Here is a 21782-nt window from a genome sequence, read left to right as displayed (position 1 = left end):
GGTGCCGAGAGTCGCCGAAAACCGGGCGCCGGCCACGCCGAGTTCGCCCGCGCAGCAGGAGCGCTACCGGCGGATCCTGCGAGCGGCCGCGGACCACGGCGCCGAGCACGGCCTCGACCGGATCCAGATGCTCGACGTCGCCCGCGACGCCGGCGTCGCCATCGCCACCCTCTACCGGTACTTCCCGTCCAAGACGATCCTGTTCACCGCGCTGCTGCACAGCCAGGTCGAGCAGCTGGACCGCAACAGCGTCCCGGTCGAACCCGGCCAGGAACCGGCCGAGGCAGTCGCCCGCGTGCTGGTCGACGCCGCCCGCCGCCTGCTGGAACGGCGGAGGCTCGCACAGGCGATGCTGCAGTCGAACAACGCGACGGTCGCGGGGGAATCGCCGAACATGGCCGCGACGGTCGAGTTCGCCGACTTGATCCTGCGCGTCGCGGGGGTGGCGGAGGCCAGCGAGCACGACCGCCGGTTGGTCCGGCTGATCGAACAGACGTGGTACGGCGTGCTGACATCTCAGCTGAACGGGCACATCACGGCGGAGGAAGCGGAGGCGGACACGGTGCTGGCGTGCCGGTTGCTGCTTGCTGAGCTGGGTCGGGCTGCTCGCTGAGTGTGCGGTTGGGGTGGGCAGCCTCGGCGGTTGATATCTCAGGCGGGATGACGCGGTCGCCGGGTTGACCGATGCTGGCGCGTCGGTTGCTGCTCGCTGCGGTGCGGCAGCACTGGCGGGTTGATATCTCAGGAGGGACGGTGCTGTCGCCAGGTCAACTGACCGGGCATTGGCGTGCCGGGTGACGGCGATCAGGAGCCTGCGTTGATGTGGCTGCGTGAGTGCGGTGATATCTCAGGCAGAACCGCGCGCATTGCCGAGGCGGCTGACCCTGCGTTGCCATGCCAGGTGTTCTCGTTGGGCTGGGCAGTGTCGCTCGTGCGGCGATCACGTGGCTGTATTGGGGTGGCTGCCACGGCGCGGTGATATCTCAGCTGAGGCGCGGCACCGCCTCCTCCGGCGCGACAGCACCCCGTCCGGACACCAACCCGTGCGGTTTCTCCCGGTGACCGGGATCAACCCGCCGCGCGCGGCTGGGTCCCCGTAGCGTCGCGGCCGTTCCCGGAACCCCACCTCAGGAGGCTGTCATGCCGCGCACCGTCGTCGTCACCGGAGCGAGTTCGGGGATCGGTGCGGCACTCAGCGGCCTCCTCGCCGAGCGCGGCGACCAAGTCCTCGGAGTCGACCTCGCGGGCAGCGACGTCGACGCGGACCTCTCGACCCCGCAAGGCCGAACCGCCGCCGCCGAGGAGGTCGGGAAGCGCACCGGGCACGTCGACGCGGTGATCACCTGCGCCGGAACGTCCAACCCCGGCGAAGCCATGGTCACGGTGAACTACTTCGGCAGCACCGAGTTCATCGAAGCCCTGCGGCCGCTGCTCGCGAAATCCGAAGCACCGCGCGTAGTCCTGGTCGGCTCGATCTCCGGCACCCAGCCGAACGACCCCGCGGTCGTCGAAGCCTGTCTGCGCGGCGACGAACAAGCCGCGTTGACCGCCGCGCGCGAGGCGATCGCGGATAAGCGGGGGCTCCAGCTGTACCCGTCCTCGAAGTCCGCGATCGCGCAATGGGCGCGCCGGACGTCCGTCTCGGAAGGCTGGGCCGACACGGGAATCGCGGTCAACGTGGTAGCTCCCGGCGTAGTCCGGACGCCGATGACCGACGAGCTTTTCGCGGACCCGAAGATGAAAGCCGTGATGGACAAGGCAGTCCCGATGCCGCTGCACGGTTACGCGGCCGCGGAAGACGTTGCGCGAGTCCTGGCCTACTTCGCGGACGCCGCGACCACGCACATCACCGGCCAGGTCGTCTACGTCGACGGCGGCGCCGAGGCGACCCTCCGCCCGGCGGCGCACTACTGATGACGACTTACGCCGAAAGCGTCCCGCTGTCGCCCGTCCCGAACGACGACGGCATCGACGCTGCCGTCGCGGCGGCCCGACGGGTCGTCAACGCACTCCTGCACGCTGGCGCGGACAGCGCCGCACCGATGACGGACCTCGCCCGCGACCTCAACCGGATCGCCTCTCAGCTCGAAGAGCACGCGCCCGCGCGCGAGGAGCGTTTCGTCGGCATGTGGGCCGGGCGACCGCGCCACGATCCCGTCACTGGCCCGGAAAACGCGCTCGCGCCGCCGCTGCACCTGCACGGCCTACCGGACGGTTCGGTGACCGGCACGGTGACCCTCGGCCTGCCTTACCAGGGCCCGCCGGGCTGCGTGCACGGCGGGATTTCCGCGCTGCTGCTGGATCACGCGCTCGGCGTCGCCAACAGCTGGGGACCGGGGCCGGACGGGATGACCGGCACGCTCAGCGTCCGTTACCACCGGACGACCCCGTTGTTCGAGGAGTTGACGGTCCGCGCGCGGCAGCAATCCAGCGAGGGCCGCCGCATTCACACCACCGGCGAAATCCTCGCCGACGGCCAGGTCTGCGTTTCAGCAGACGGAATCTTCGTGGCGAAACACGTCGCGCGACCGGTAGCCCAGGACGAAGGAGGCCGATGAACACGCTCGCGGGCCGGGTGGCCCTGGTGACTGGCGCTGGACAAGGCGTCGGACAAGGAATCGCGCTTGCGCTGGCAGGGGAGGGGGCGTCGGTCGCGGTCCTCGGACGCACGCGCGGCAAGCTGGACGAGACCTGTCGCCTCCTGCGCGAGCGGGGCGCTTCCGCGGAACCGTTCGAGTGCGATGTCGCGGACACTGCCGCGATTCCCGGGGTCGTCGACGAGGTCGTTTCGCGATTCGGCCGACTGGACATTCTCGTCAACAACGCGTTCTCCGGCGCTTTCGGGCCGCTGCTGGAAATGAGCGACAAGGACTTCACCCGCGGTTTCGCTACCGGTCCGTTCGCCGCGTTCGCATTCATGAAAGCCGCCCATCCGCATTTGAAGGATACCGGCGACGGTTCGATCGTCAACCTGGTCACCTCAGCGATGGTGCGCTGGGATCCCACCACCTACGGTGCTTACGCGGCAGCAAAACAAGCCTTGCGCTCGCTGTCGCGCACCGCCGCCGTGGAGTGGGCGCGCGACGGGATCCGGGTCAACGCGATCGCTCCGCACGCGTTGTCGCCCGGGTTGAAATGGTGGACCGAGCACAATCCCGAAGAGGCAGCTGAATTCGTCTCGACAATTCCGATGGGACGGATCGGCGAATGCGAGGAGGACATCGGCCGCGCCGTCGTCGCGCTGGTCGGCTCCGACCTGCGCTATCTGACCGGAGCCACCGTGCCGCTCGATGGCGGCCAAGCCTTCTTCGGCTGAGCCTTCTGAGGAGACATCGCCGTGTCCAACCTGTCCTCCGCCCTAGGCACTGCCGAAGCCATCCGCCGCGGTGACCTGTCCGCCCGCGAGGCCGCCGAACAGGCGATCGCCCGAATCGAGGAAGCGAATCCGCGGCTCAACGCCGTAGTCGGCCGCCGCTTCGAGGCCGCCCTTGCCGAAATCGACGCCGGATTGCCGGACGGTCCGCTCACCGGAGTCCCGTTCCTGGTCAAGGATCTCGGCACCGAGGTCGCCGGTCTCCCCGCCACACAGGGCAGCGCGCTGTTCGCCTCCGCTGTCTCCACTGTGGACAGTGAACTGATCCGCCGCTACAAACGCGCCGGTTTGGTCATTCTCGGCACCACAAATACACCGGAATTCGGCCTGAACGCAAGCACCGAGCCGCAGTTGCACGGCCCCGCTCACAACCCGCACGACCTCTCGCGCTCGCCTGGCGGCTCGAGCGGCGGTTCCGCAGCCGCCGTCGCCGCGGGCCTGGTTCCTGCCGCCCACGCGACCGACGGCGGCGGCTCGATCCGAATCCCGTCGGCGATGTGCGGTCTGGTCGGCCTCAAACCGAGCCGGGGCCGCACCACCGGCGCTCCCGACTCCGGCACGCTCGCCGCGCCGGTCTCGGTCGCGCATGCGGTCACCACGAACGTCCGCGACAGTGCGGTCCTGCTGGACGCGATCGCGGGACCACTCCCAGGTGAAGCCTTCGCCGCCCCGACGCCGACCGGCACCTTCCTCGACGCGACCCGCCGCGCTCCCGGCCGTCTCCGCATCGGCCTGGCCACCCAGGCGCGAACCGGCGTCGACCCGCATCCCGCGTGCCTGGCCGCCGTGCAGCAGACGGCGAAACTGTGCGAGGAACTCGGTCATTATGTCGAGGAAACCGTTGCCCCGTTCGATTTCCCGGACGTCCGCACGACCGGCGGGGTGCTGATGGGTGCGGACCTGGTGGTGATCGTCGAGGACCAACTGGCCGCGCTCGGCCGCGAACTCCGGCCGGGCGATGTCGAGCCCTTCACCGAGCTGCTGCTCGACCACTACCGCGGCCTCACCGCCAACCAACTCCACCGCGCGCTGCGGCGGGCGCAGGAGATCGGGTGGGAGGTCGGCCAGGTCTTCACCGAGTACGACGTCCTGCTCACGCCGACGCTGCCGCTCCCGACTCCGCCGCTGGGCCTGCTGGACACGACGGATCCCGCGTCGATCTACGAGCACGCGGCCGCGTATTCGGCGTGGACCAGCGTGTTCAACGTGACCGGCATGCCCGCGATCTCGCTCCCGCTCGGCCAGGACGACGACGGACTGCCGCTGGGGGTGCAGTTCGCCGCGGACCTGGGGCAGGAGGGGCTGCTGTTGTCGCTGGCGGCGCAGTTGGAGGAAGCGACGGCTCGTCAGTAGCGGACGACGGACATTCCGCTGCCGGGGAGATTGGTCAAGATCACGATGAATCCGATCAAGGTCAGGATCGCCCACATCACGACTACGGTGGCCACGATCAACGCGTGCCGCCGGATAGCCGCGAGCTGGCCCAGAATCTCCAGGTTGATCCTGTTCGCGTAGTCCGTCGGACCGTCTGTTTCGGACGCTTCTTTAAGCCTCGTGGCGACTGCCTCAGGCCCGGTAAAGGCGTCGGCGTGATAGCGAGGACGGGGCTTGGGTTCGGACACAGCTGTTTCTCCTCCGGCGAAGCACGGATAGACGCACAGGAATCGCCGAGTCCGGCCGCAGCGTTACCGGTTCCAGGTATTTCCCGCCGTTCAGCTGCCTTGCCAGACCTCCCGGTCACTGAGATCTCCGGATCGGGCCAGGCCCTCCGTTTCCTACCGTGACAAGGTGACTTCCACGACCCCCACCCCGCCCGATCCGCTGGCTCCCGCCCGGCTCGGGCCGGTGCAGTTGCGCAATCGCGTCGTCAAGGCGGCGACCTACGAGGGGCTCAGCCACCACGGCCGGGTCACCCGGGATCTCGTCGATTTCCATGTCGGCTACGCGAAAGGCGGGGTCGGGATGACGACCGTCGCCTATTGTGCGGTCGCCAAGGAAGGCCGCACCGACCGACATCAGATCTACTGGACCGACGAGGCCCTGCCGGGGCTGCGCGTGCTCACCGACGCGGTGCACGCCGAGGGCGCGGCGATTTCGGCGCAGATCGGGCACGGCGGGCCGGTCGCGAACCCGAAGGGCAACGGGCTGCCCGCGCTCGCGCCGAGCCGGTATTTCCACAAGACGACGCTCAGCTTCGCCCAGGAAATCGACCACGCCGGCATCGAACGGGTCAAACGCGCCCACGCCGACGCGGCCCGGCGCGCCATCGACTGCGGGTTCGACGCGATCGAAGTCCACTTAGGACACAACTATCTGATCAGCTCGTTCCTGAGCCCGAAACTCAACCACCGCACCGACGAATACGGCGGTTCGCTGGAAAACCGCGCCCGGCTCGCGCGCGACACCATGCGCGCGGTGCGCGACGCGGTCGGCGACCGGATCGCAGTGATCGTGAAAATGAACATGGACGACGGCGCACCCGGCGGCTTCTGGCTCGACGAGGCGATCCCGGTGACGCAATGGCTCGAAGCCGACGGCACCTGCGACGCCCTCGAAATGACCGCCGGTTCGTCCCTGCTGAATCCGATGTACCTCTTCAAGGGCGACGCGCCGGTCCGCGAGTTCGCGGCCGTGATGCCGCAGCCGTTGAAGCTGGGCGTGCAGGCGGTCGGGAAGCATTTCATCCGCGAATATCCTTACCGGGACGCGTTTCTTCTCGAAGACGCGCGGCAGATCCGGGCCGCGGTGAAGCTGCCGATGGTGCTGCTCGGCGGGATCACCGACCGGGCGGCGATGGATTTGGCGATGCGGGAGGGATTCCAGTACGTCGCGATGGGCCGGGCTTTGCTGCGGGAGCCGGATCTGGTCAATCGTATCGCGGCTGAGCCGGAGACGCCCTCGTTGTGCATTCACTGCAACAAATGCATGCCGACGAACTTCACCGGGACGCGGTGCGTGTTGGTGGACCGGACTACGACACGGGGTGCGGACTGGGGGCAGTCCGCGGGTTACGTGGGCTGAGAAGCTCGGTGGGGCGGAGTCAGTCCGCCCCACCGCTTCACGTCTCCCGCGGAAAGTTAGTGAACCCCTTCCGATTCGTCCGCAAGTACCACCCCGAAGCAGCGAGCGTCCCACCATCCACCGGAATCGTGTGGCCGGTGATGTAAGAAGCGGCGTCTGTCGTCAGGAATTCGATCACCTTCGCGTACTCGTCCACGTGCCCGAACCGGCCCAGCGGCACCCATGTCTCGATCTTCGACGGGTCATTGTCGCGCAGCATCGCCGCGGCGGGGGTCTGCTGGCTGTCCGCGAGATCCGGCGCGATCGCGTTCACCCGCACGCCATACCGCCCCACCTCGACGGCCAGGCTCTTCGTGAACGCGGAAACCCCGGCGTTGTAAGCGGAATACACCGCATGCCCGGGAATACCGCGGAACGCTTCCACCGTCGAGTTGTTCACGATCACGCCTGAACCCTGCGAGATCAACTGCGGCAACACCCGGTGCGTGAGCTTGAAGACGTGCAACAGATTCAGCTCGTGCAACCGTGCCCACTGTTCCGGCGTGCTGTGCAGGAAATCCCGGGACGCGGGACGGAAATCGCCGACGTTGTTGACCAGGACGTCGATCCGGCCGTCGCCCAAGCGCAGGGCGGTAACGGTGACGGCTTCGACCACCTCGTCCGCCACGATGTCGCCGATGACCGTTTCGCACACGCCGCCAGCCGCCTCGATCGACGCACGCGCGTCGGCAGCGGCGGCGGGATCGAGGTCGTTCAGCACGACCGCGTCCCCGCGCGCGGCGAGGCGGCGGCTGGTCGCCCCGCCGATCCCCAGCGCACCCCCGGTGACGATGCTGACTCGCCGGATTGCTTCCTGTGGCATGGAAAACCTCCTCGTCCTCAACCTAGCATTTGTTTGGTAGGCTGAGCGCTCCCCGGCGAGAAGGAGCAGCATGCCTGTCAGCTTCGACCTGACCGATCGCGTCGTCCTCGTCACCGGCGGAGCGCGCGGAGTCGGCGACGGCATCGTGGCGACGTTCCTCGAGGCCGGAGCCGAGGTCGAGATCTGCGGACGCACCGAACCCGCGAAGCTGCGCGAGGTCGGCGGTCGGAAGGCGCGGTTCACGCAGGTCGACGTCCGGGAGCCGGAGCAGGTCCAGAAGTGGCTGGACGAGATCGGCGAGCGGCGCGGGCGGCTCGACGTCGTGGTCAACAACGCCGGCGGGGCACCGTTCGCGCAGTTCGCCGAGGCCTCACCGCGGTTTCATCGCAAGATCAACGATCTCAACTTCCTGGCCGCGGCGTACGTGCTCCACGCGGCGCATCCGATCCTGTGCGAGACACCCGGGGCATCGGCGGTGAATGTCACGTCGATCTCGGCGCGGCGGCCCAGTCCGGGTACCGCGGTGTACGGCGCGGCGAAGGCGGCGCTGGAAAGCCTTACCACCAGCTTGGCCGTGGAGTGGGCACCGCAGGTGCGGGTCAACGCGGTCAGTTGCGGATTGGTCGAGACGCCCGGTTCCGAGGACCACTACGGCGATCCGGCGCAGCGCGACTCGGTCGCCCGGACGATCCCGCGCGGACAGTTCGCGTCGCCGGCCGAGGTCGGCCAGGCCTGTCTGCTGCTTGCTTCACCGCTCGCGAGCCATGTCAGCGGAGCGGTGCTCAACGTGGACGGAGGCGGCGAATGGCCCGCCTTCCTCCAGCACACCCCGAACGCCTGAGGAGGCCCCCGCTGTGCCCGAAGCCGTGATCGTCTCCGCCACCCGCTCGCCGATCGGGCGGGCGTACAAGGGCTCGCTCAAAGACCTGCGGCCGGACGACCTCGCCGCGCAGATGGTCGAAGCCGCGCTGGCCGCGGTGCCGGAGGTCGGCCGGATCGACGACCTGATGCTCGGCTGCGCGCAACCGGCCGGAGAACAGGCGTACAACCTGGGCCGGATGGTCGCGCTGCGGCTCGGTCTCGACGCGGTGCCCGGCACGACCGTGCACCGGTATTGCGCGTCTTCGCTGCAGACCACGCGGATGGCGATGCACGCTATTCGCGCTGGCGAAGGCGACGTGTTCGTCTCGGCGGGTGTCGAGTGCGTTTCGCGGTTCTCGCAAGGGAAAGCCGACGGGATGCCGGACACGAAGAACCCGTTGTACGCCGATGCGATGGCTGTGACCGAGAAGCGCGCAAGCGGAGGTCTGCAGTGGACGGACCCGCGGAAAGACGGCGCACTGCCGGACGTTTATATCGCGATGGGCGAGACCGCGGAGAACGTCGCTGACCATTGTGGAGTGTCCAGGGAGGACCAGGACGCGTTCGCGGTGCGCAGCCAGAACCTCGCCGAGGCGGCGGGGGAGTTCTGGCAGAAGGACATCACGCCGGTGACGTTGCCGGACGGCAGTGTGGTGTCCACCGACGACGGTCCGCGGGCGGGCGTGACGCTGGAGAAGATATCTCAACTCAAGCCGGTGTTCCGACCAGACGGGACGGTTACCGCGGCAAACTGCTGTCCGCTCAACGACGGCGCGGCCGCGCTCGTGGTGATGAGCGACGTCCGGGCGCGCGAGCTGGGCATTCAGCCGCTGGCGCGGATCGTGGCCACCGGGGTGTCCGCGTTGAGTCCGGAGATCATGGGACTCGGGCCGGTCGAGGCGAGTCAGCAGGCGTTGGGCCGGGCCGGACTGTCCGTTAGGGACATCGACCTGGTCGAGATGAACGAGGCCTTCGCCGCGCAGGTGCTGCCGTGCGTCGACCAGTTGGGCCTGGACCTCGACCGCGTCAACGTGCACGGCGGGGCGATCGCGCTGGGCCACCCGTTCGGCTCGACGGGCGCGCGGATGGCGACGACGCTGCTGCACGGTCTCCAGGCGAAAGACGCGACCTTCGGGCTGGAGACGATGTGCGCGGCAGGCGGCCAGGGTATGGCGATGGTGCTGGAACGGCTCGTCTGACTGCCGCTCCAGAATAACCGCTCCTGGACTGGCCTTTTGCCCTGACCGCGGGACGGTTCGGCGCTCACCGAACCGTCCCGCCGACAGGATGCGGTCATGGATTCCGTCGTGATCGACCCGCCGGTGCTCTACCCCGGCACCCCCGTCGTGTTGCTGTCCAGCGCGAACGCCGACGGGACGACCAACCTGGCACCGATGTCGTCGGCCTGGGTGCTGGGCCGCACCGCCGTGCTCGGCCTCGGCAGCACCGGCCATACCTTCGCCAACCTGCGCGACCGGCCGGACTGCGTGCTGAACTACCCGAGCGCCGACCTGTGGCCCGCCGTCGAGCGCTTGGCCGGGCTGACCGGCGCTCCCGTCGTGCCGGCGCACAAAGCGGGCCAGTTCCGGACCGAGCGCGACAAGTTCGGTGCCGCCCGCCTCACCCCGGTCCCAGCCGATCTCGTGGCCGTCGACCGGGTGGCGGAGTGCCCGCTCCAGGTCGAATGCCGGGTGACCGCCGCGCGCCATCCCGGCGATCCCGCTCTCGGCGTCGTCGAGGCCGAGGTGCTCCGGGTGCACGTCCATCCCGCGCTCGCCGAACCGGATCTCCGGCACATCCGCGTCGCCGCTTGGGAGCCGCTGTTCTACCTCTTCCGGCACTACGTGGGCCGTGGGCCCGAACTGGGCCGGACCTTCCGCGCCACTACGGCCGAGTCCGCTCCGGTGAGCCCCCGCTGAACCCGTCAAGGATCGCGTCGCTTGATCCGGGCACCGGTCGCCGCCGGGCTCGTCGACGCCGACTACCTTTTCGGCGCGCGGTGACAGGCCCGCCGAAGGGAACCCAGCTGAGGAGAACTGCGGAACGCTCAGCGCGACGTTGTCCGGGAAGCAACGGAAAAGTCGCCGAACTCACCCGCCCAGCTCTCGCTTCACGATCTTCCCGCTGGCATTCCTCGGCAGCTCCTTGATCGCCACGAACTCCCGCGGCACCTTGAAGTTCGCCAGCCGCTCCCGGCAGTACTCGCGCAGTGCCGCCGGGTCCAGTTCGACCCCCGACCACAGCGTCACGTAAGCGCGGCCCACCGAGCCCATCCGTTCGTCGTCCACGCCGACCACCGCGGCCTCCACGACGTCCGGGTGCGTGCTCAGCACGTTCTCCACCTCGGCCGGGTACACGTTGAACCCGCCCACGGTGAACATGTCCTTGAGCCGTCCGGTGATCTTGACGCACCCGTGCTCGTCCAGCTGCCCGACGTCGCCGGTGTGCAGCCAGCCGTCGGCGTCGATCGCCGCCGCGGTCGCGTCCGGGTCGTCGAAGTAGCCGAGCATCACGAACTCGCCCCGGATGAGGATTTCGCCGTCGGCGTCGACCGGCACGTCCTTGCCCTCGCCGTCGACCGCCCGGATCTCCAAGCCGGGCACCGCCGGGCCGGTCGTGTGCGCGACGTGCCGCGGGTCCTCGTTCGGCCGCGACTGGGTCGCCACCACGCATTCGGTGAGCCCGTACGCCTGCGCGACCTGCTCGAAGCCGAGGATTTCCAGCATGTCCGAGAACAGGTTCTCCGGCACCGAAGCGGCCCCGGCGATCGCGAAGCGCAGCGACGACAGGTCGAACTCGGCGCGGCGCGGGTGGTTTATCAGCGTGGTGAAGATGGTAGGCGCACCAGGCAGCACTGAGATACCAACTCGCTGGACTAGCTCCATCAGTGCGACCGGGTCGAACGTCAGCACCGGGTAGATCGTCGTGCCCGCGGTGATCGCCGCGACCACCCCGGCCTTGTAGCCGAAGGAGTGAAAGAACGGGTTGACGATCGCGTAGTTGTCGGCGGGAGTGAGCGATGCGCCCTTCGCCCACACGTCTGCCACGCCGATCGTCTGGGCGTGCGTGCTCATCACGCCCTTGGGGACGCCAGTGGTGCCCGAGGTGTACAGAATGTCCGCCACTGTGGAAGGCGTCACCGCGGATTCGTCGACAGCCGAGACCGACTCCGCACCGGCGAGGAACTCGTTCCACGGCAACGCAACGCCGTCCGAACCGAGGTCGATCACAGTGTGCAGCTGCGGAAGCCCAGGCACAACACCAGAAACACCGGAACCGCCGGAACCGGAACGGGAAGCGGCCTCAGTCAGCATCTCCAGATAGTCATTGCCAAGAAACCCGTTGCACAGCACCAGCACCGAAGCACCGGATCGCTCCAGCACCACCCGCGCTTCTTCACCCCGGTACCGCGTGTTGATCGGCACCAGCGCCGCACCGAGACATTGCGCGCCCAGGAACGTCAGAATGAACTCGACGCGGTTCGGCGACCACACCGCGACCCGGTCGCCAGCGCGGACGCCGGCCGCGGCCAGCGCGCGGGAAACGGTGCGTACCCGCTCCCGCAATGCGGTCCAGGACAGCTGTGTCGTACCGTCGACCACAGCCGCGGCGTCGCCGTGGCGGCGGGCGGCTTCGTCGAGCAGCGCGGGCATCGTGCGAGGTGTCGACACGCGGGTCTCCTCACTGAACAAGTGCTTGTTCGGTAGCATAGGGGAAAGCAGCGGGCAGGAAGGGATCCATGCGATGACTCCGCGAACCGGCCGGGCTCCGGCGAAAAACGGCGGCACCCGGCGCGGAGAGCTGCTGGGCATCGCCGCGCAGCTGTTCGCGACCCGGGGCTACTCCCAGACCACCGTCCGCGACATCGCCGACGAGGCGGGCATCCTTTCCGGGAGCCTGTACCACCATTTCGCGTCCAAAGAGGACATGCTCCGCGAGATCCTCAAGGAGTTCATGGACGACCTGCTGGCCGCGTTCACCGAGATCGCCGGGAAGGACGGCACGCCGCGCGAGCAGTTCGACGCGCTGGTGTACACCGCCTTCGCGACCATTCACGAGCGGCCGTTCGCGGTGGCGCTCTACCAGAACGAATCGGCCGTCGTCGGCAGTCTCGCCGATTTCGAATTCGTCGGGAAAACGTCGCTGAAGATCGAAAAACTGTGGCTCAGCGTGCTCCAGGCGGGCCGCGAGACCGGCGAATTCCGCGACGACCTCGAGGTGAGCCTGGTGTACCGGTTCATCCGGGACACCGTCTGGTCGTCGGTCCGCTGGTACAACCCGCGCGGAAAGCTCCGCCACGACGTCGTGGCGGAGCAGTACCTCGCGATGCTGTACGGCGGTTTGCTCGCCGGCTGAACGGTTCAGGGCCGGGACACCTTGACCTCCCGGTCCCGGGCGCTCTTCGGATCGAGCACGGTGCGGATCAGGTCCAGTTCGTGCTCGTCCGGCTCCCGGGACACCCCGGCGCCGCTGAAGTCCAGCTCGAAGCCGGTGTTCGAGCGCACCTCGTCCTCGGTGACGCCCGGGTGCAGCGAACGCACCTTCAGCCGCCCGTCCTCGTCGTAGTCGAGCACCGCCAGGTCGGTCACCACCACGCCGAGGTCGTGGAACCGCAGCGCCGTCGAGGGGTGCGCGCGGGCCCGGTCGTTGCCGACGCCGGACACGATGTCCACCCGGTCGACGAACACCCGGCTCGAATGCCGGCTCACCCAGTAGTCGGTGCGGTGGTTGACCGTGTTGCCCGGCGCGCCGCGCATGCCGATGAGCTGGCGTTTCGGCTTCCGCCAGTCGCCGATCAGCGAGATGTTCTGGTTGCCGAACCGGTCGATCTGGCTCGCGCCCATCATCGAATGCCGGCGTCCGGTGTTGAGGATGTCGAAGATCCGGCCGAACGGCGCCCAGGCCTCGACGGTGCCGCCGGCCGCGGCGGTCTTGCCCAGCGGCGGCGGGTCGGCCATGAAGTGGCATTCGCCGTCGGACAGCACCAGTTCGGGGGAGTGGGTGAGCCGGGCCAGCCGCGCGCTGATCGCCGGGACCGTGCCGACCGCGTGGGCCAGCACCTCGCCGGAGCCGCGCCACGCGTCGGAGCACGCGGCGATGCAGACCTCGGCGCGGGTTGCGGGGGCAGTCATGCGGACTCCTTCTCGGTCGCGCGGTGGAAGGCGCGCACTGCTTCGTGGTAGCTGGCCTCGTCGCCGGTCAGGAAGGTTTCGCGGAACTGCTTCCACGAGACCTCGTCCTGCGCGGACTGCGCGTAATGCCGCTGGAACGCCTCGTCGCGGCCGTAATCCGGGTCGCACGAGGTGAAATGCGCGCCGTTCGGGGCCTCGATCACGCCGTTCACGAACATCCGGCTGATCAGCAGCGACGTCGACCGCTCGGTCGCGGTGAGGTCCTCGGTGTCCACGATCTTCTCGACGCTCAGCAGCGTTTTGTCCGACGCCATCGCGAACAGGTCGTCGAAGTACGGGTCCGGGCCGAGGAACTGGCCGTTGCCGAGGGTGTCGCTGCGGTTGAGGTGCAGCAGCGAGACATCCGGGCGCACCGCGGGCACCGCGATGTACACGTCGTCGTCATACGGCGACGCGACCGTCTTCAGTTCCGGGTTCATCAGCAGCACGTCGCTCTCGAGACCGGACCGCGTCGGCAGGAACGACAGCCGGTTGGCACCCGCCCGCAGCGCGGCGACGAACATGCCCTCGTCGTACTCGGTCGTCTCGACCCGGCCGCCCTCGCGCGCGGCGCGGAAATGCGGGTCGAGCGGGATCGTGTCGAGCGAGACGAACCCGTAGATCACCCGGCGCACCTTGCCCGCCGCGCACAGCAGCCCGACCTCGGGCCCGCCGAAGGTGACCAGCGTGAGGTCTTCGACGTCGCTGCGCAGCAGTTCGCGCACCATCGCCATCGGCTTGCGCCGCGATCCCCATCCGCCGATCCCGACGGTCATCCCGGACCGGACGTACTCGGTGACGCCGTCCAGCGTCATGGACTTGCCGCCCATTCGTTCCTCCATTGTTTGTCCGCTCAGGCGGGCAGTTGCACCAGTTCGACGCGGACCCGGTCCGGATCGAGCACGTACACCGCGCGGCAGCCCGCCATCGGATGGCTGGTGACGATCGGCTCGGACACCGCCGCGACCCCGTGTCCGCGCAGCCGCTCCAGCGTCGCGTCCAGATCGTCGACGGTGATCGCGACGTGTGCCGCGCCCGCTTGCCCGTGATCCGGGTCGATCCGCGTCGGCGATCCGTTTTCGTACTGCAGCAGCTCGACCACCGTGTCTCCGTCGTCGGCCGACACGAAGCTCTGGCGCACGATCACTCCCGGATATCCGGTGACTTCGTCGATCCGCGGACCGCTGCGCTCGAACGGTCCTTCGACGCTGCCGCCAAGCAAATCGCGGTAGAACTCGGTCGACGCGGCAAGGTCGTGCACGGTGATTCCGACGTGATGGATCATGCGTCGCTCCGGAGCCGGGCCCGGTGCTCGCGAGCGTCGCCAAAGAGGTGCGCCAGCGCATGCGCTCGTTTGAAGTACAGCTGGGCGTCATGTTCCCAAGTGATCGCGATTCCGCCGTGCAGCTGGACAGTTTCGGCCGCTACCGCGGTGAAGGCTTCGCTGCACCAGGATTTCGCGTACGCCGCTTGCTGGACGAGGTCGTCTCCGTTGCCGGCCGCGAACCCGGCTGCCCACGAGATAGAACGTGCGGTCTCGACCTGGACCAGCATGTCCGCGACCCGGTGTTTCAGCGCCTGGAACGAGCCGAGCGGACGGCCGAACTGTTCGCGTTCCTTGAGGTGCGCGACGGTTCGGTCCAAACAGGACTGTGCGCCGCCGACTTGCAAAGCGGTGCAAGCGATCGCGGCGAGCGCGTGCAGCCGGGGGAGGGCTTCGGTGAAGTCCTCCGCGAGCAACGTCGCCGGGGTGTCGCGGAATTCGACCTTGGCGAACCTCAGTGTCTGGTCGACCGCTGGGGTCGCCTCAGCGGTGGCGTCAGTCTGGAACAGCGCGGGGCGTCCGTCGGCCATCGCGACCGCCAGCAGGTGCGACGCTTGCGCGCCGTCCAGCACCAAAGTCGCGGTGCCGTTCAGGGTTCCAGCCGAAGCGACCACGTCCGAACCGTCGGTTCGATGGCGTCCAGCACGATCAGCCCAGGCCAGCGCGACGACCTCACCGGCGGCGATCTCGGGAAGCAACTCAGGCGCGTCCGCGGCCAGTAATGCTTGCGCGGCAAGCACTCCAGAGCCCAGCAGCGGCGACGGCGTCAGGCTCGCGCCCAGTTCCTCCAGCACCACATGCGTTTCGAACAGGCTGAATCCGGCCCCGCCGTACTCCTCGGGGATAGCCAGCGCCGCGACGCCGATCTGCTCGCACAACGCGGACCACAGTTCGGTGTCGTATCCGGTCGGCGAGTCGATCGCCGCCCGCAGGTCAGTCGTCGCGGCTCGTCTCTTGACCAGCCCGCGGACGGCGGCGGCGAGTTCCCGCTGCTCGTCGGACAACGCGAAGTGCATCAGCGGCCCCTCATCAGGCTCTCCAGCACCCGCGCGCGGTGCACGGACGGCGTGCCCCAGCAGCCCACGAGCGCCCGGACGCGCAACAGCCACAGGCTCAAATCGCATTCGAGCGTGTAGCCGATCGCGCCGTGCAGTTGCAGTCCGGTGCGCGCGGCGAGCTGAGCCGCGTCCGACGCCGCGACCTTCGCCGCCGAGATCGCACGAGCGCTGGGCTCACGGGCCGCGCCGAGCAGAAGCGGACGGGCGAAGTCGAGTGCGACGCGCACGTCGGCGGCGGCGTGCTTGAGCGCTTGGTACTCGCCGATCACGCGGCCGAACTGGCGTCGTTGGCCGAGGTACGCCACGGTGTCGGCCAGCATTCGCTCGCCGCAGCCGAGCAACTCCGCCGCGCAGGCGAGGCTGGCGAGGTCGAGCGCCCCTGCGCGCTTTTCCGGGGCGAGCGGCTGAACCTCCTCACCGGCGGTCACCTCGAACAGATGCCGAGACGGATCGACCGACTGCAGCGAGCGGCCGATTTCCGCCCGTGCCAGCGAATCGCCGACCACGAAGACGTCCGTCGCGACATCCGCATCCAGCGCATACGGAGTGTCCGGCGCGCTCGCGAAGGTCACCACCGCGTCCCCGGAGGCCAGCGAGGACAACAACGACGCGTCAGTGAGCAGCGCGGGAGCAGCGGCGATCGACTCGATCACCGGACCCGGCACGCCGTGGTATCCGAGGCGCTCGAAGGCCACGATCAGATCGACCGGGGTCCCGCCGACGCCGCCGTGTTCCTCGGGCACGCCGAGCGCGGTGACGCCCAGTTCGGCCAGCTGCTTCCACAGCAACAGCCCGGCTTCCGGCCGGTTGGCCGCCCAGGACCGGTTGACGCCGGGGACGTCGGCCGCGCCCAGCAGGGCGTCCAGCGCTTCGGCGAACGCGCGCTGTTCGGCGGACAGCCGGAACTTCATGCTTGTGCCTTCCTGCGTTCGCCGCGCGGGAGGCCGAGCAGCCGTTCCGCGACGATGTTGCGCTGGATTTCGTTGGTGCCGGCGTAGATCGGGCCGCCGAGAGCGAACAGGTAGTCCTCCATCCAGCGCCCGTGCAGCTCCTGGCCCGCGCCGAGCAGGTCGAGCGCCGTTTCCTGGATGCCGAGGTCGAGCCCGGTCCAGAAGAGCTTGTTCACGCTGCCCGCGGCGCCGACGTCGCCGCCGTTCTGGACGTGGTCGACGGTGTCCCAGGTGTAGAGCCGGTAAGCCTCGGCCTTGATCCACGCGTCGGCCACGCGGTCGCGCAGGTGCGGCGCTTCGGCCCCGCGCTCGGCCCAGAGGCCCAGCAGCCGGTCCGCCGCCGCGAGGAACCGGCCTGGCGAACGCAGCGACAGGCCGCGTTCGTTGCCCGCCGTGCTCATCGCGACGCGCCAGCCGTCGCCGACGCCGCCGAGGACGTCCTGATCAGGCACGAAGACGTCGTCGAAGAAGATCTCGGCGAACCCGCTGTCGCCGTCGAGCTGCGCGATCGGCCGGACGGTGACGCCGTCGGAATCGAGCGGGAACAGGAAGTAGGTGAGGCCGCGGTGCCGCTCGGCCTCGGGGTCGGAGCGGAACAGGCCGAAACCCCAGTCCGCGAACGGGGCGCGGGAACTCCAGATCTTCTGACCGCCCAGGACCCAGCCGCCGCGGTCGTCGTCGCGGACGGCGGTGCTGCGGATTCCGGCGAGGTCGCTGCCCGCCTCGGGTTCGGACCAGGCCTGCGCCCAGATCCGGGTCCCGTTCGCGGTCAGCGGGAGGTGCCGCTGGCGCTGGTCGTCGGTGCCGTGTTCGAAGATGATCGGAGCCAGCAGCGAGATGCCGTTCTGCGCGATCCGGGTCGGCGCGCCGCTGAGGTAGTACTCCTCCTCGAACAGCACCCACTCGGTCAGCGTCGCGGCGCGGCCGCCGTACTCGGCGGGCCAGGTGACCACGGACCACCGGCCCTCGGCGAGCTTCGCTTCCCACTCGCGGTGCGCGCGGGCGCCGTCTTCGGTATCCATCGACGGCAGCGGGCTGGGGCTGTTTTCCGCCAGCCAGCCGCGCGCCTCCGCCCGGAACTCCTCTTCCGCGGCGGTGAATTCCGGGCTCATGACTCTCCCGCGGCTTTCTTGTTGGCCTTCGCCATCGAACGCGCGTCGAGCCCGGCGAGCGAATCGGTGTCCAGTTCGGCGTTGTGCGCGTGCGCGGCGTGGTGCAGGCCGAACACCGAGTCCATTCCGGACCGCATGCCCATCAGGTCTTCGGCCTGGTTGACGGCCTTCTTCGTGAGCGCCAGACCCAGCTGCGGCATCTGCGCGATCCGCTCGGCGATCGCGAACGTCGCCTCTTCGAGTTCGGCACGCGGCACGACGTGGTTGACCATGCCGAGCGCCTGCGCACGGTCCGCCCCGAACCGGTCGCCGGTGTAGAGGAACTCCTTCGCCGCGCGCGGGTTCATCACCCACGGATGCGCGAAGTACTCGACGCCCGGGATGCCCATCCGCACGACTGGGTCGGAGAAGAACGCGTCGTCGGAGGCCACGATGAAGTCGCACGACCACGCGAGCATCAGGCCACCCGCGATGCACGCGCCCTGCACCATCGCGATCACCGGCTTCGGGATCTCCCGCCACCGCCGGCACATGCCGAGGTAGACCTCCGACTCGCGGGCGAAGCGCGAATCGACGCCCGCCCGGTCGGTGTGGTCCCACCAGATGACCGCTTTGCGCTCGAAGCTCTGGTCGACGTCGCGGCCCGGGGTGCCGATGTCGTGCCCGGCGCAGAAGTGCTTGCCGTTGCCCGCCAGCACGATCGCCTTGACGTCCGGGTCGTCCACCGCCTTCGTGAACGCGGCGTCCAGCGCGTAGGTCATCTTCGAGTTCTGGGCGTTGCGGTACTGCGGCCGGTTCAGCGTGACGACCGCGACCGGACCGCGCACCTCGTACGTCACGACCTGCTCGTCGGTGCTTTCTTCGGTTCCGCTCAACGCGCATCACTCCTTCTCGGTTCGGCGGCGATGCTACCAAACAAGTGCTTGGTTTGGTAGCGTGGCGGGACCGGCACCGGCGAACCAGGAGGACGGGTGGATCTTCGCTACACCCCCGAGGACGAGCAGTTCCGCGCCGACGTGCGCGAGTGGCTCGGCGACCACCTCGCGGGCGAGTTCGCCGCGCTGAAGGGTCTCGGCGGATCCGGGCGCGAGCACGAAGCGGCCGACGAGCGTCAGGCGTGGAACCAGCACCTGGCGGCGCACGGCTGGACGTGCCTCGGCTGGCCGGTCGAATACGGCGGCCGCGGGCTGAGCCTGGTGCAGCAGGTGATCTTCCACGAGGAATACGCGCGGTCGGACGCGCCCGCTCGGGTCAATCACCTCGGCGAGGAACTGCTCGGGCCGACGTTGATCGCGCACGGCACGGATGAGCAGCGACAGCGGTTCCTGCCGGGGATCGTCGGGGCCACCGAGCTGTGGTGCCAGGGCTATTCGGAGCCTGGCGCGGGGTCTGATCTGGCTGGGGTGCGCACGCGCGCGCGGCTGGACGGCGGCGAGTGGGTGATTGACGGGCAGAAGATCTGGACGTCGCTCGCTCAGCACGCGCAGTGGTGCTTCGCGGTGGTGCGCACTGAGGCTGGTTCTCGGCGGCACGCTGGGTTGTCGTACTTGCTGGTGCCGATGGATCAGCCCGGGGTCGAGGTGCGGCCGATTCGGCAGCTGACCGGGACCAGCGAGTTCAACGAGGTCTTCTTCGACGGGGCTCGGACTGAAGAGTCGCTGGTCGTCGGCGCGCCCGGGGACGGGTGGCAGGTCGCGATGGCGACGCTCGGGTTCGAGCGCGGGGTGTCGACTATCGGGCAGCAGGTCGGGTTTGCCCGGGAGTTGGCGGGCATTGTGGCTACTGCCAGGGCGAACGGGCGTTATGACGATCCGGTGGTGCGGGATCGGCTGGCGCAGGCATCTGTAGGCCTCGAGGTGCTGCGGGTGCATGCGTTGCGGACGCTCAGTGCGTATCAGGCCGGGTCGCGGGGGCCGGAGGCTTCGGTGTCGAAGCTGTTGTGGGCTCGGTGGCATCGGGAGTTGGGCGAGCTGGCGATGGATGTCCGCGGGGGTTCCGCGTTGACTGCCGCCGGTTCTTACGATCTTGACGCACAGCAGACGCTTTTCTTGTTCAGCCGGGCCGACACGATTTACGGCGGTTCGGACGAAATTCAGCGCAATATCATCGCCGAGCGGGTGCTTGGCTTGCCTAAGGAGCCGCGACCGTGAGTGTCAAACCGGAACAGCCCGCGCCGGATTACGTGCCGGGGCACGGGTTGCTCGCCGATCGCGTGGTCGTGGTGACTGCGGCCGCAGGCGCGGGAATCGGTGCGGCTGTGGCCCGACGGTGCCTCGAAGAGGGGGCAAAGGCGGTCGTTATCGGCGATACGCATGAGCGACGGCTTGCGGAGGCGGCTTCCAAGCTGGGTGCGGAGTTCGGTGCCGAGCGGGTTGCGTCTGTGGTTTGTGACGTGACCAAGGAGGAGCAGGTCGCTTTCTTGCTGGACGCTGCCGAGCCGTTCGGCGGCGTTGAGATCATGGTCAACAACGCTGGTCTCGGCGGTACGGCTTCGATTACCGAGATGACTGACGAGCAGTGGTTGTTGGTGCTTGACGTGACGTTGACCGGGACTTTCCGGTGCATTCGGGCGGCTTCTCGGCGGATGATCGCACGTGGTACTCGCGGGGTGATCGTTAACAACGCTTCGGTGATCGGCTGGCGGGCGCAGGAAGGCCAGGCGCACTACGCGGCGGCCAAGGCGGGTGTGATGGCGTTGACCCGGTCCGCGGCGATGGACCTTGCTCCGTCCGGGATTCGGGTCAATGCGGTGTCGCCCAGTCTGGCGATGCATCCGTTCCTGGAGAAGGTCACGACTGCCGAGCTGCTGACTGAGCTTAAGGGGCGCGAGGCGTTCGGCCGGGCCGCGGAGCCTTGGGAAGTCGCCAATGTGATGGTGTTTCTCGCTAGTGCGTATTCGTCTTATCTCACCGGTGAAGTCGTCTCGGTGAGCAGTCAGCATCCCTGATCCCGCAGGAGGATTTCGTGCCTGAGGCATACGTGGTCGACGCGGTCCGCACTCCGGTGGGACGGCGTGGTGGTTCGCTTGCCGGAATGCATTCGGCTGATCTGGGGGCGCATGCGATTCGTGCGCTGGTTGAACGGACTGGGATCGATCCCGGCGCTGTAGACGATGTCGTGTTCGGGTGTTGCGACACGATTGGGTCGCAGGCCGGGGACGTCGCTCGGACTGCTTGGCTGGTGGCTGGGCTGCCGGACCATGTGCCTGGGGTGACCATCGATCGGCAGTGCGGGTCCAGTCAGCAGGCGGTGCACTTCGCGGCGCAGGGGGTGATGTCCGGGACTGCGGACCTGATTGTCGCCGGGGGTGTGCAGAATATGTCTGCGATTCCGATTTCTTCGGCGATGGTGGTGGGGCAGCAGTTCGGGTTCAGCACGCCGTTCGCGGAGTCGCCTGGGTGGGTGGCTCGGTATGGGGATCAGGAAGTTTCGCAGTTTCGGTCCGCGCGGATGATCGCTGAGAAGTGGGGGCTTTCTCGGTCCTCGCTTGAGGAGTTCGCTTACGAGAGTCATCGTCGGGCACTGGCTGCCATTGACGAGGGGCGGTTCTCTCGGGAGATTTCGCCGGTGGGCGATTTTTCCGTGGACGAGGGGCCTCGGCGGGACACGACTTTGGAGAAGATGGCTGGGCTTAAGCCTCTTGAAGAGGGGAGTCCGCTTACTGCTGCGGTTGCGTCGCAGATCAGCGATGGGGCGGGGGCGCTGCTGATTGCTTCGGAGAAGGCGGTGTCGGAGCATGGGTTGACGCCGCGGGCTCGGGTGCATCACATCAGCGTGTACGGGGCGGATCCGGTGTGGATGTTGACTGCGCCCATTCCGGCTACTCAGCGGGCGTTGGAGAAGACTGGGATGTCTGTGGGGGACATCGATCTTTTTGAGTGCAATGAGGCTTTCGCGCCGGTCGTTTTGGCTTGGATGCAGGAGCTGGGGGTGCCGCATGAGAAGGTCAATGTCAATGGGGGCGGGATTGCTTTGGGGCATCCTATCGGGGCTACTGGGGCGCGGTTGATGACTACGTTGCTGCATGAACTGGAGCGGACTGGGGGGCGG

At 68.4% G+C, this 21782-nt stretch carries 23 protein-coding genes; 13 read left to right on the top strand and 10 right to left on the bottom strand.

Annotation, left to right across the window (positions count from 1 at the left end):
* Position 1 precedes the first annotated feature (1 nt).
* From D0D37_RS21845 to D0D37_RS21825, 5 genes are all read left to right on the top strand, one after another.
* A complete protein-coding gene (locus tag D0D37_RS21845) occupies positions 2-613 on the top strand; it encodes a TetR/AcrR family transcriptional regulator (RefSeq protein WP_116202456.1) in 612 nt (203 codons plus the stop codon).
* A gap of 527 nt (positions 614-1140) precedes the next feature.
* Complete coding sequence (locus tag D0D37_RS21840; protein ID WP_116202423.1) at positions 1141-1914, top strand: SDR family oxidoreductase; 774 nt, start codon at positions 1141-1143, stop codon at positions 1912-1914.
* On the top strand, positions 1914-2558 hold the full coding sequence (locus D0D37_RS21835; RefSeq protein ID WP_116202422.1) for a PaaI family thioesterase: 645 nt from the start codon (positions 1914-1916) through the stop codon (positions 2556-2558). Before D0D37_RS21840 ends, D0D37_RS21835 begins: the two co-directional genes overlap by 1 nt.
* Entirely contained in the window at positions 2555-3316 is a 762-nt protein-coding gene (locus tag D0D37_RS21830; protein WP_116202421.1) for an SDR family NAD(P)-dependent oxidoreductase, read from the top strand. The genes D0D37_RS21835 and D0D37_RS21830 overlap by 4 nt, the downstream gene beginning before the upstream one ends.
* A gap of 21 nt (positions 3317-3337) precedes the next feature.
* Positions 3338-4726 (top strand): amidase, encoded by a 1389-nt coding sequence (locus D0D37_RS21825; RefSeq protein ID WP_116202420.1) that lies wholly within the window; start codon positions 3338-3340, stop codon positions 4724-4726.
* Here D0D37_RS21825 and D0D37_RS21820 read toward each other — a convergent pair.
* Positions 4720-4995, bottom strand: a complete 276-nt coding sequence (locus D0D37_RS21820; protein ID WP_116202419.1) for a hypothetical protein — start codon at positions 4993-4995, stop codon at positions 4720-4722. The two genes, D0D37_RS21825 and D0D37_RS21820, sit on opposite strands and share 7 nt — an antisense overlap.
* 166 nt (positions 4996-5161) lie before the next feature.
* Between D0D37_RS21820 and D0D37_RS21815 the strand changes: the two genes are divergently transcribed.
* Positions 5162-6394: an NADH:flavin oxidoreductase gene (locus tag D0D37_RS21815; protein ID WP_116202418.1), complete on the top strand. Its 1233-nt coding sequence runs from the start codon at positions 5162-5164 to the stop codon at positions 6392-6394.
* 37 nt (positions 6395-6431) lie between these two features.
* Here the strand turns inward: D0D37_RS21815 and D0D37_RS21810 are convergent, their stop codons facing one another.
* The gene (locus tag D0D37_RS21810; RefSeq protein ID WP_116202417.1) at positions 6432-7256 is read right to left on the bottom strand and encodes an SDR family NAD(P)-dependent oxidoreductase; all 825 of its coding nucleotides are present in this window, start codon (positions 7254-7256) and stop codon (positions 6432-6434) included.
* 70 nt (positions 7257-7326) lie between these two features.
* Between D0D37_RS21810 and D0D37_RS21805 the strand changes: the two genes are divergently transcribed.
* From D0D37_RS21805 to D0D37_RS21795, 3 genes are all read left to right on the top strand, one after another.
* Positions 7327-8097 carry an SDR family oxidoreductase gene (locus D0D37_RS21805; protein WP_116202416.1) on the top strand — a complete coding sequence of 257 codons (771 nt, stop codon included), beginning with the start codon at positions 7327-7329 and terminating at the stop codon, positions 8095-8097.
* 13 nt (positions 8098-8110) lie between these two features.
* Positions 8111-9316 (top strand): acetyl-CoA C-acetyltransferase, encoded by a 1206-nt coding sequence (locus D0D37_RS21800; protein ID WP_116202415.1) that lies wholly within the window; start codon positions 8111-8113, stop codon positions 9314-9316.
* Between the two features lie 96 nt (positions 9317-9412).
* Positions 9413-10036, top strand: a complete 624-nt coding sequence (locus D0D37_RS21795; RefSeq protein ID WP_116202414.1) for a flavin reductase family protein — start codon at positions 9413-9415, stop codon at positions 10034-10036.
* Positions 10037-10207: 171 nt separating this feature from the next.
* Here D0D37_RS21795 and D0D37_RS21790 read toward each other — a convergent pair whose 3' ends face one another.
* Positions 10208-11788, bottom strand: coding sequence for an AMP-binding protein (locus D0D37_RS21790; protein WP_425266963.1), 1581 nt, complete (start codon positions 11786-11788; stop codon positions 10208-10210).
* Between the two features lie 73 nt (positions 11789-11861).
* On the opposite strand from D0D37_RS21790, the gene D0D37_RS21785 reads away from it, so the two are divergent.
* Positions 11862-12473 (top strand): TetR/AcrR family transcriptional regulator, encoded by a 612-nt coding sequence (locus tag D0D37_RS21785; RefSeq protein ID WP_116202412.1) that lies wholly within the window; start codon positions 11862-11864, stop codon positions 12471-12473.
* 5 nt (positions 12474-12478) lie between these two features.
* Here the strand turns inward: D0D37_RS21785 and D0D37_RS21780 are convergent, their stop codons facing one another.
* Genes D0D37_RS21780 through D0D37_RS21750 form a run of 7 tightly spaced genes read right to left on the bottom strand, consistent with a single transcriptional unit; the run spans position 12479 to position 18607 of the window.
* Positions 12479-13249: a CoA-transferase subunit beta gene (locus D0D37_RS21780; protein WP_116202411.1), complete on the bottom strand. Its 771-nt coding sequence runs from the start codon at positions 13247-13249 to the stop codon at positions 12479-12481.
* Positions 13246-14118 (bottom strand): CoA transferase subunit A, encoded by an 873-nt coding sequence (locus D0D37_RS21775; protein ID WP_116202410.1) that lies wholly within the window; start codon positions 14116-14118, stop codon positions 13246-13248. The genes D0D37_RS21780 and D0D37_RS21775 overlap by 4 nt, the downstream gene beginning before the upstream one ends.
* 23 nt (positions 14119-14141) lie before the next feature.
* Complete coding sequence (locus D0D37_RS21770; RefSeq protein ID WP_116202409.1) at positions 14142-14573, bottom strand: VOC family protein; 432 nt, start codon at positions 14571-14573, stop codon at positions 14142-14144.
* Complete coding sequence (locus D0D37_RS21765; RefSeq protein ID WP_116202408.1) at positions 14570-15628, bottom strand: acyl-CoA dehydrogenase family protein; 1059 nt, start codon at positions 15626-15628, stop codon at positions 14570-14572. The genes D0D37_RS21770 and D0D37_RS21765 overlap by 4 nt, the downstream gene beginning before the upstream one ends.
* Positions 15628-16581, bottom strand: a complete 954-nt coding sequence (locus D0D37_RS21760) for an acyl-CoA dehydrogenase family protein (protein WP_116202407.1) — start codon at positions 16579-16581, stop codon at positions 15628-15630. Before D0D37_RS21760 ends, D0D37_RS21765 begins: the two co-directional genes overlap by 1 nt.
* Positions 16578-17732, bottom strand: a complete 1155-nt coding sequence (locus D0D37_RS21755) for an acyl-CoA dehydrogenase family protein (RefSeq protein WP_116202406.1) — start codon at positions 17730-17732, stop codon at positions 16578-16580. Before D0D37_RS21755 ends, D0D37_RS21760 begins: the two co-directional genes overlap by 4 nt.
* Entirely contained in the window at positions 17729-18607 is an 879-nt protein-coding gene (locus D0D37_RS21750) for an enoyl-CoA hydratase (protein ID WP_116202405.1), read from the bottom strand. The genes D0D37_RS21755 and D0D37_RS21750 overlap by 4 nt, the downstream gene beginning before the upstream one ends.
* 96 nt (positions 18608-18703) lie before the next feature.
* Here D0D37_RS21750 and D0D37_RS21745 point away from each other — a divergent pair, with 96 nt between their 5' ends.
* The 3 genes from D0D37_RS21745 to D0D37_RS21735 all read left to right on the top strand — a co-directional run.
* Entirely contained in the window at positions 18704-19882 is a 1179-nt protein-coding gene (locus D0D37_RS21745; protein ID WP_116202404.1) for an acyl-CoA dehydrogenase family protein, read from the top strand.
* Positions 19879-20679 carry an SDR family oxidoreductase gene (locus D0D37_RS21740; protein WP_116202403.1) on the top strand — a complete coding sequence of 267 codons (801 nt, stop codon included), beginning with the start codon at positions 19879-19881 and terminating at the stop codon, positions 20677-20679. The genes D0D37_RS21745 and D0D37_RS21740 overlap by 4 nt, the downstream gene beginning before the upstream one ends.
* A gap of 17 nt (positions 20680-20696) precedes the next feature.
* Positions 20697-21782 (top strand): acetyl-CoA C-acetyltransferase (locus D0D37_RS21735; RefSeq protein ID WP_116202455.1); only part of this gene is annotated, 1086 nt, incomplete at its 3' end.

This window comes from Amycolatopsis circi (assembly GCF_003385235.1).
Taxonomy (GTDB): domain Bacteria; phylum Actinomycetota; class Actinomycetes; order Mycobacteriales; family Pseudonocardiaceae; genus Amycolatopsis; species Amycolatopsis circi.
This window is presented reverse-complemented; position numbering and strand designations above follow the sequence as displayed.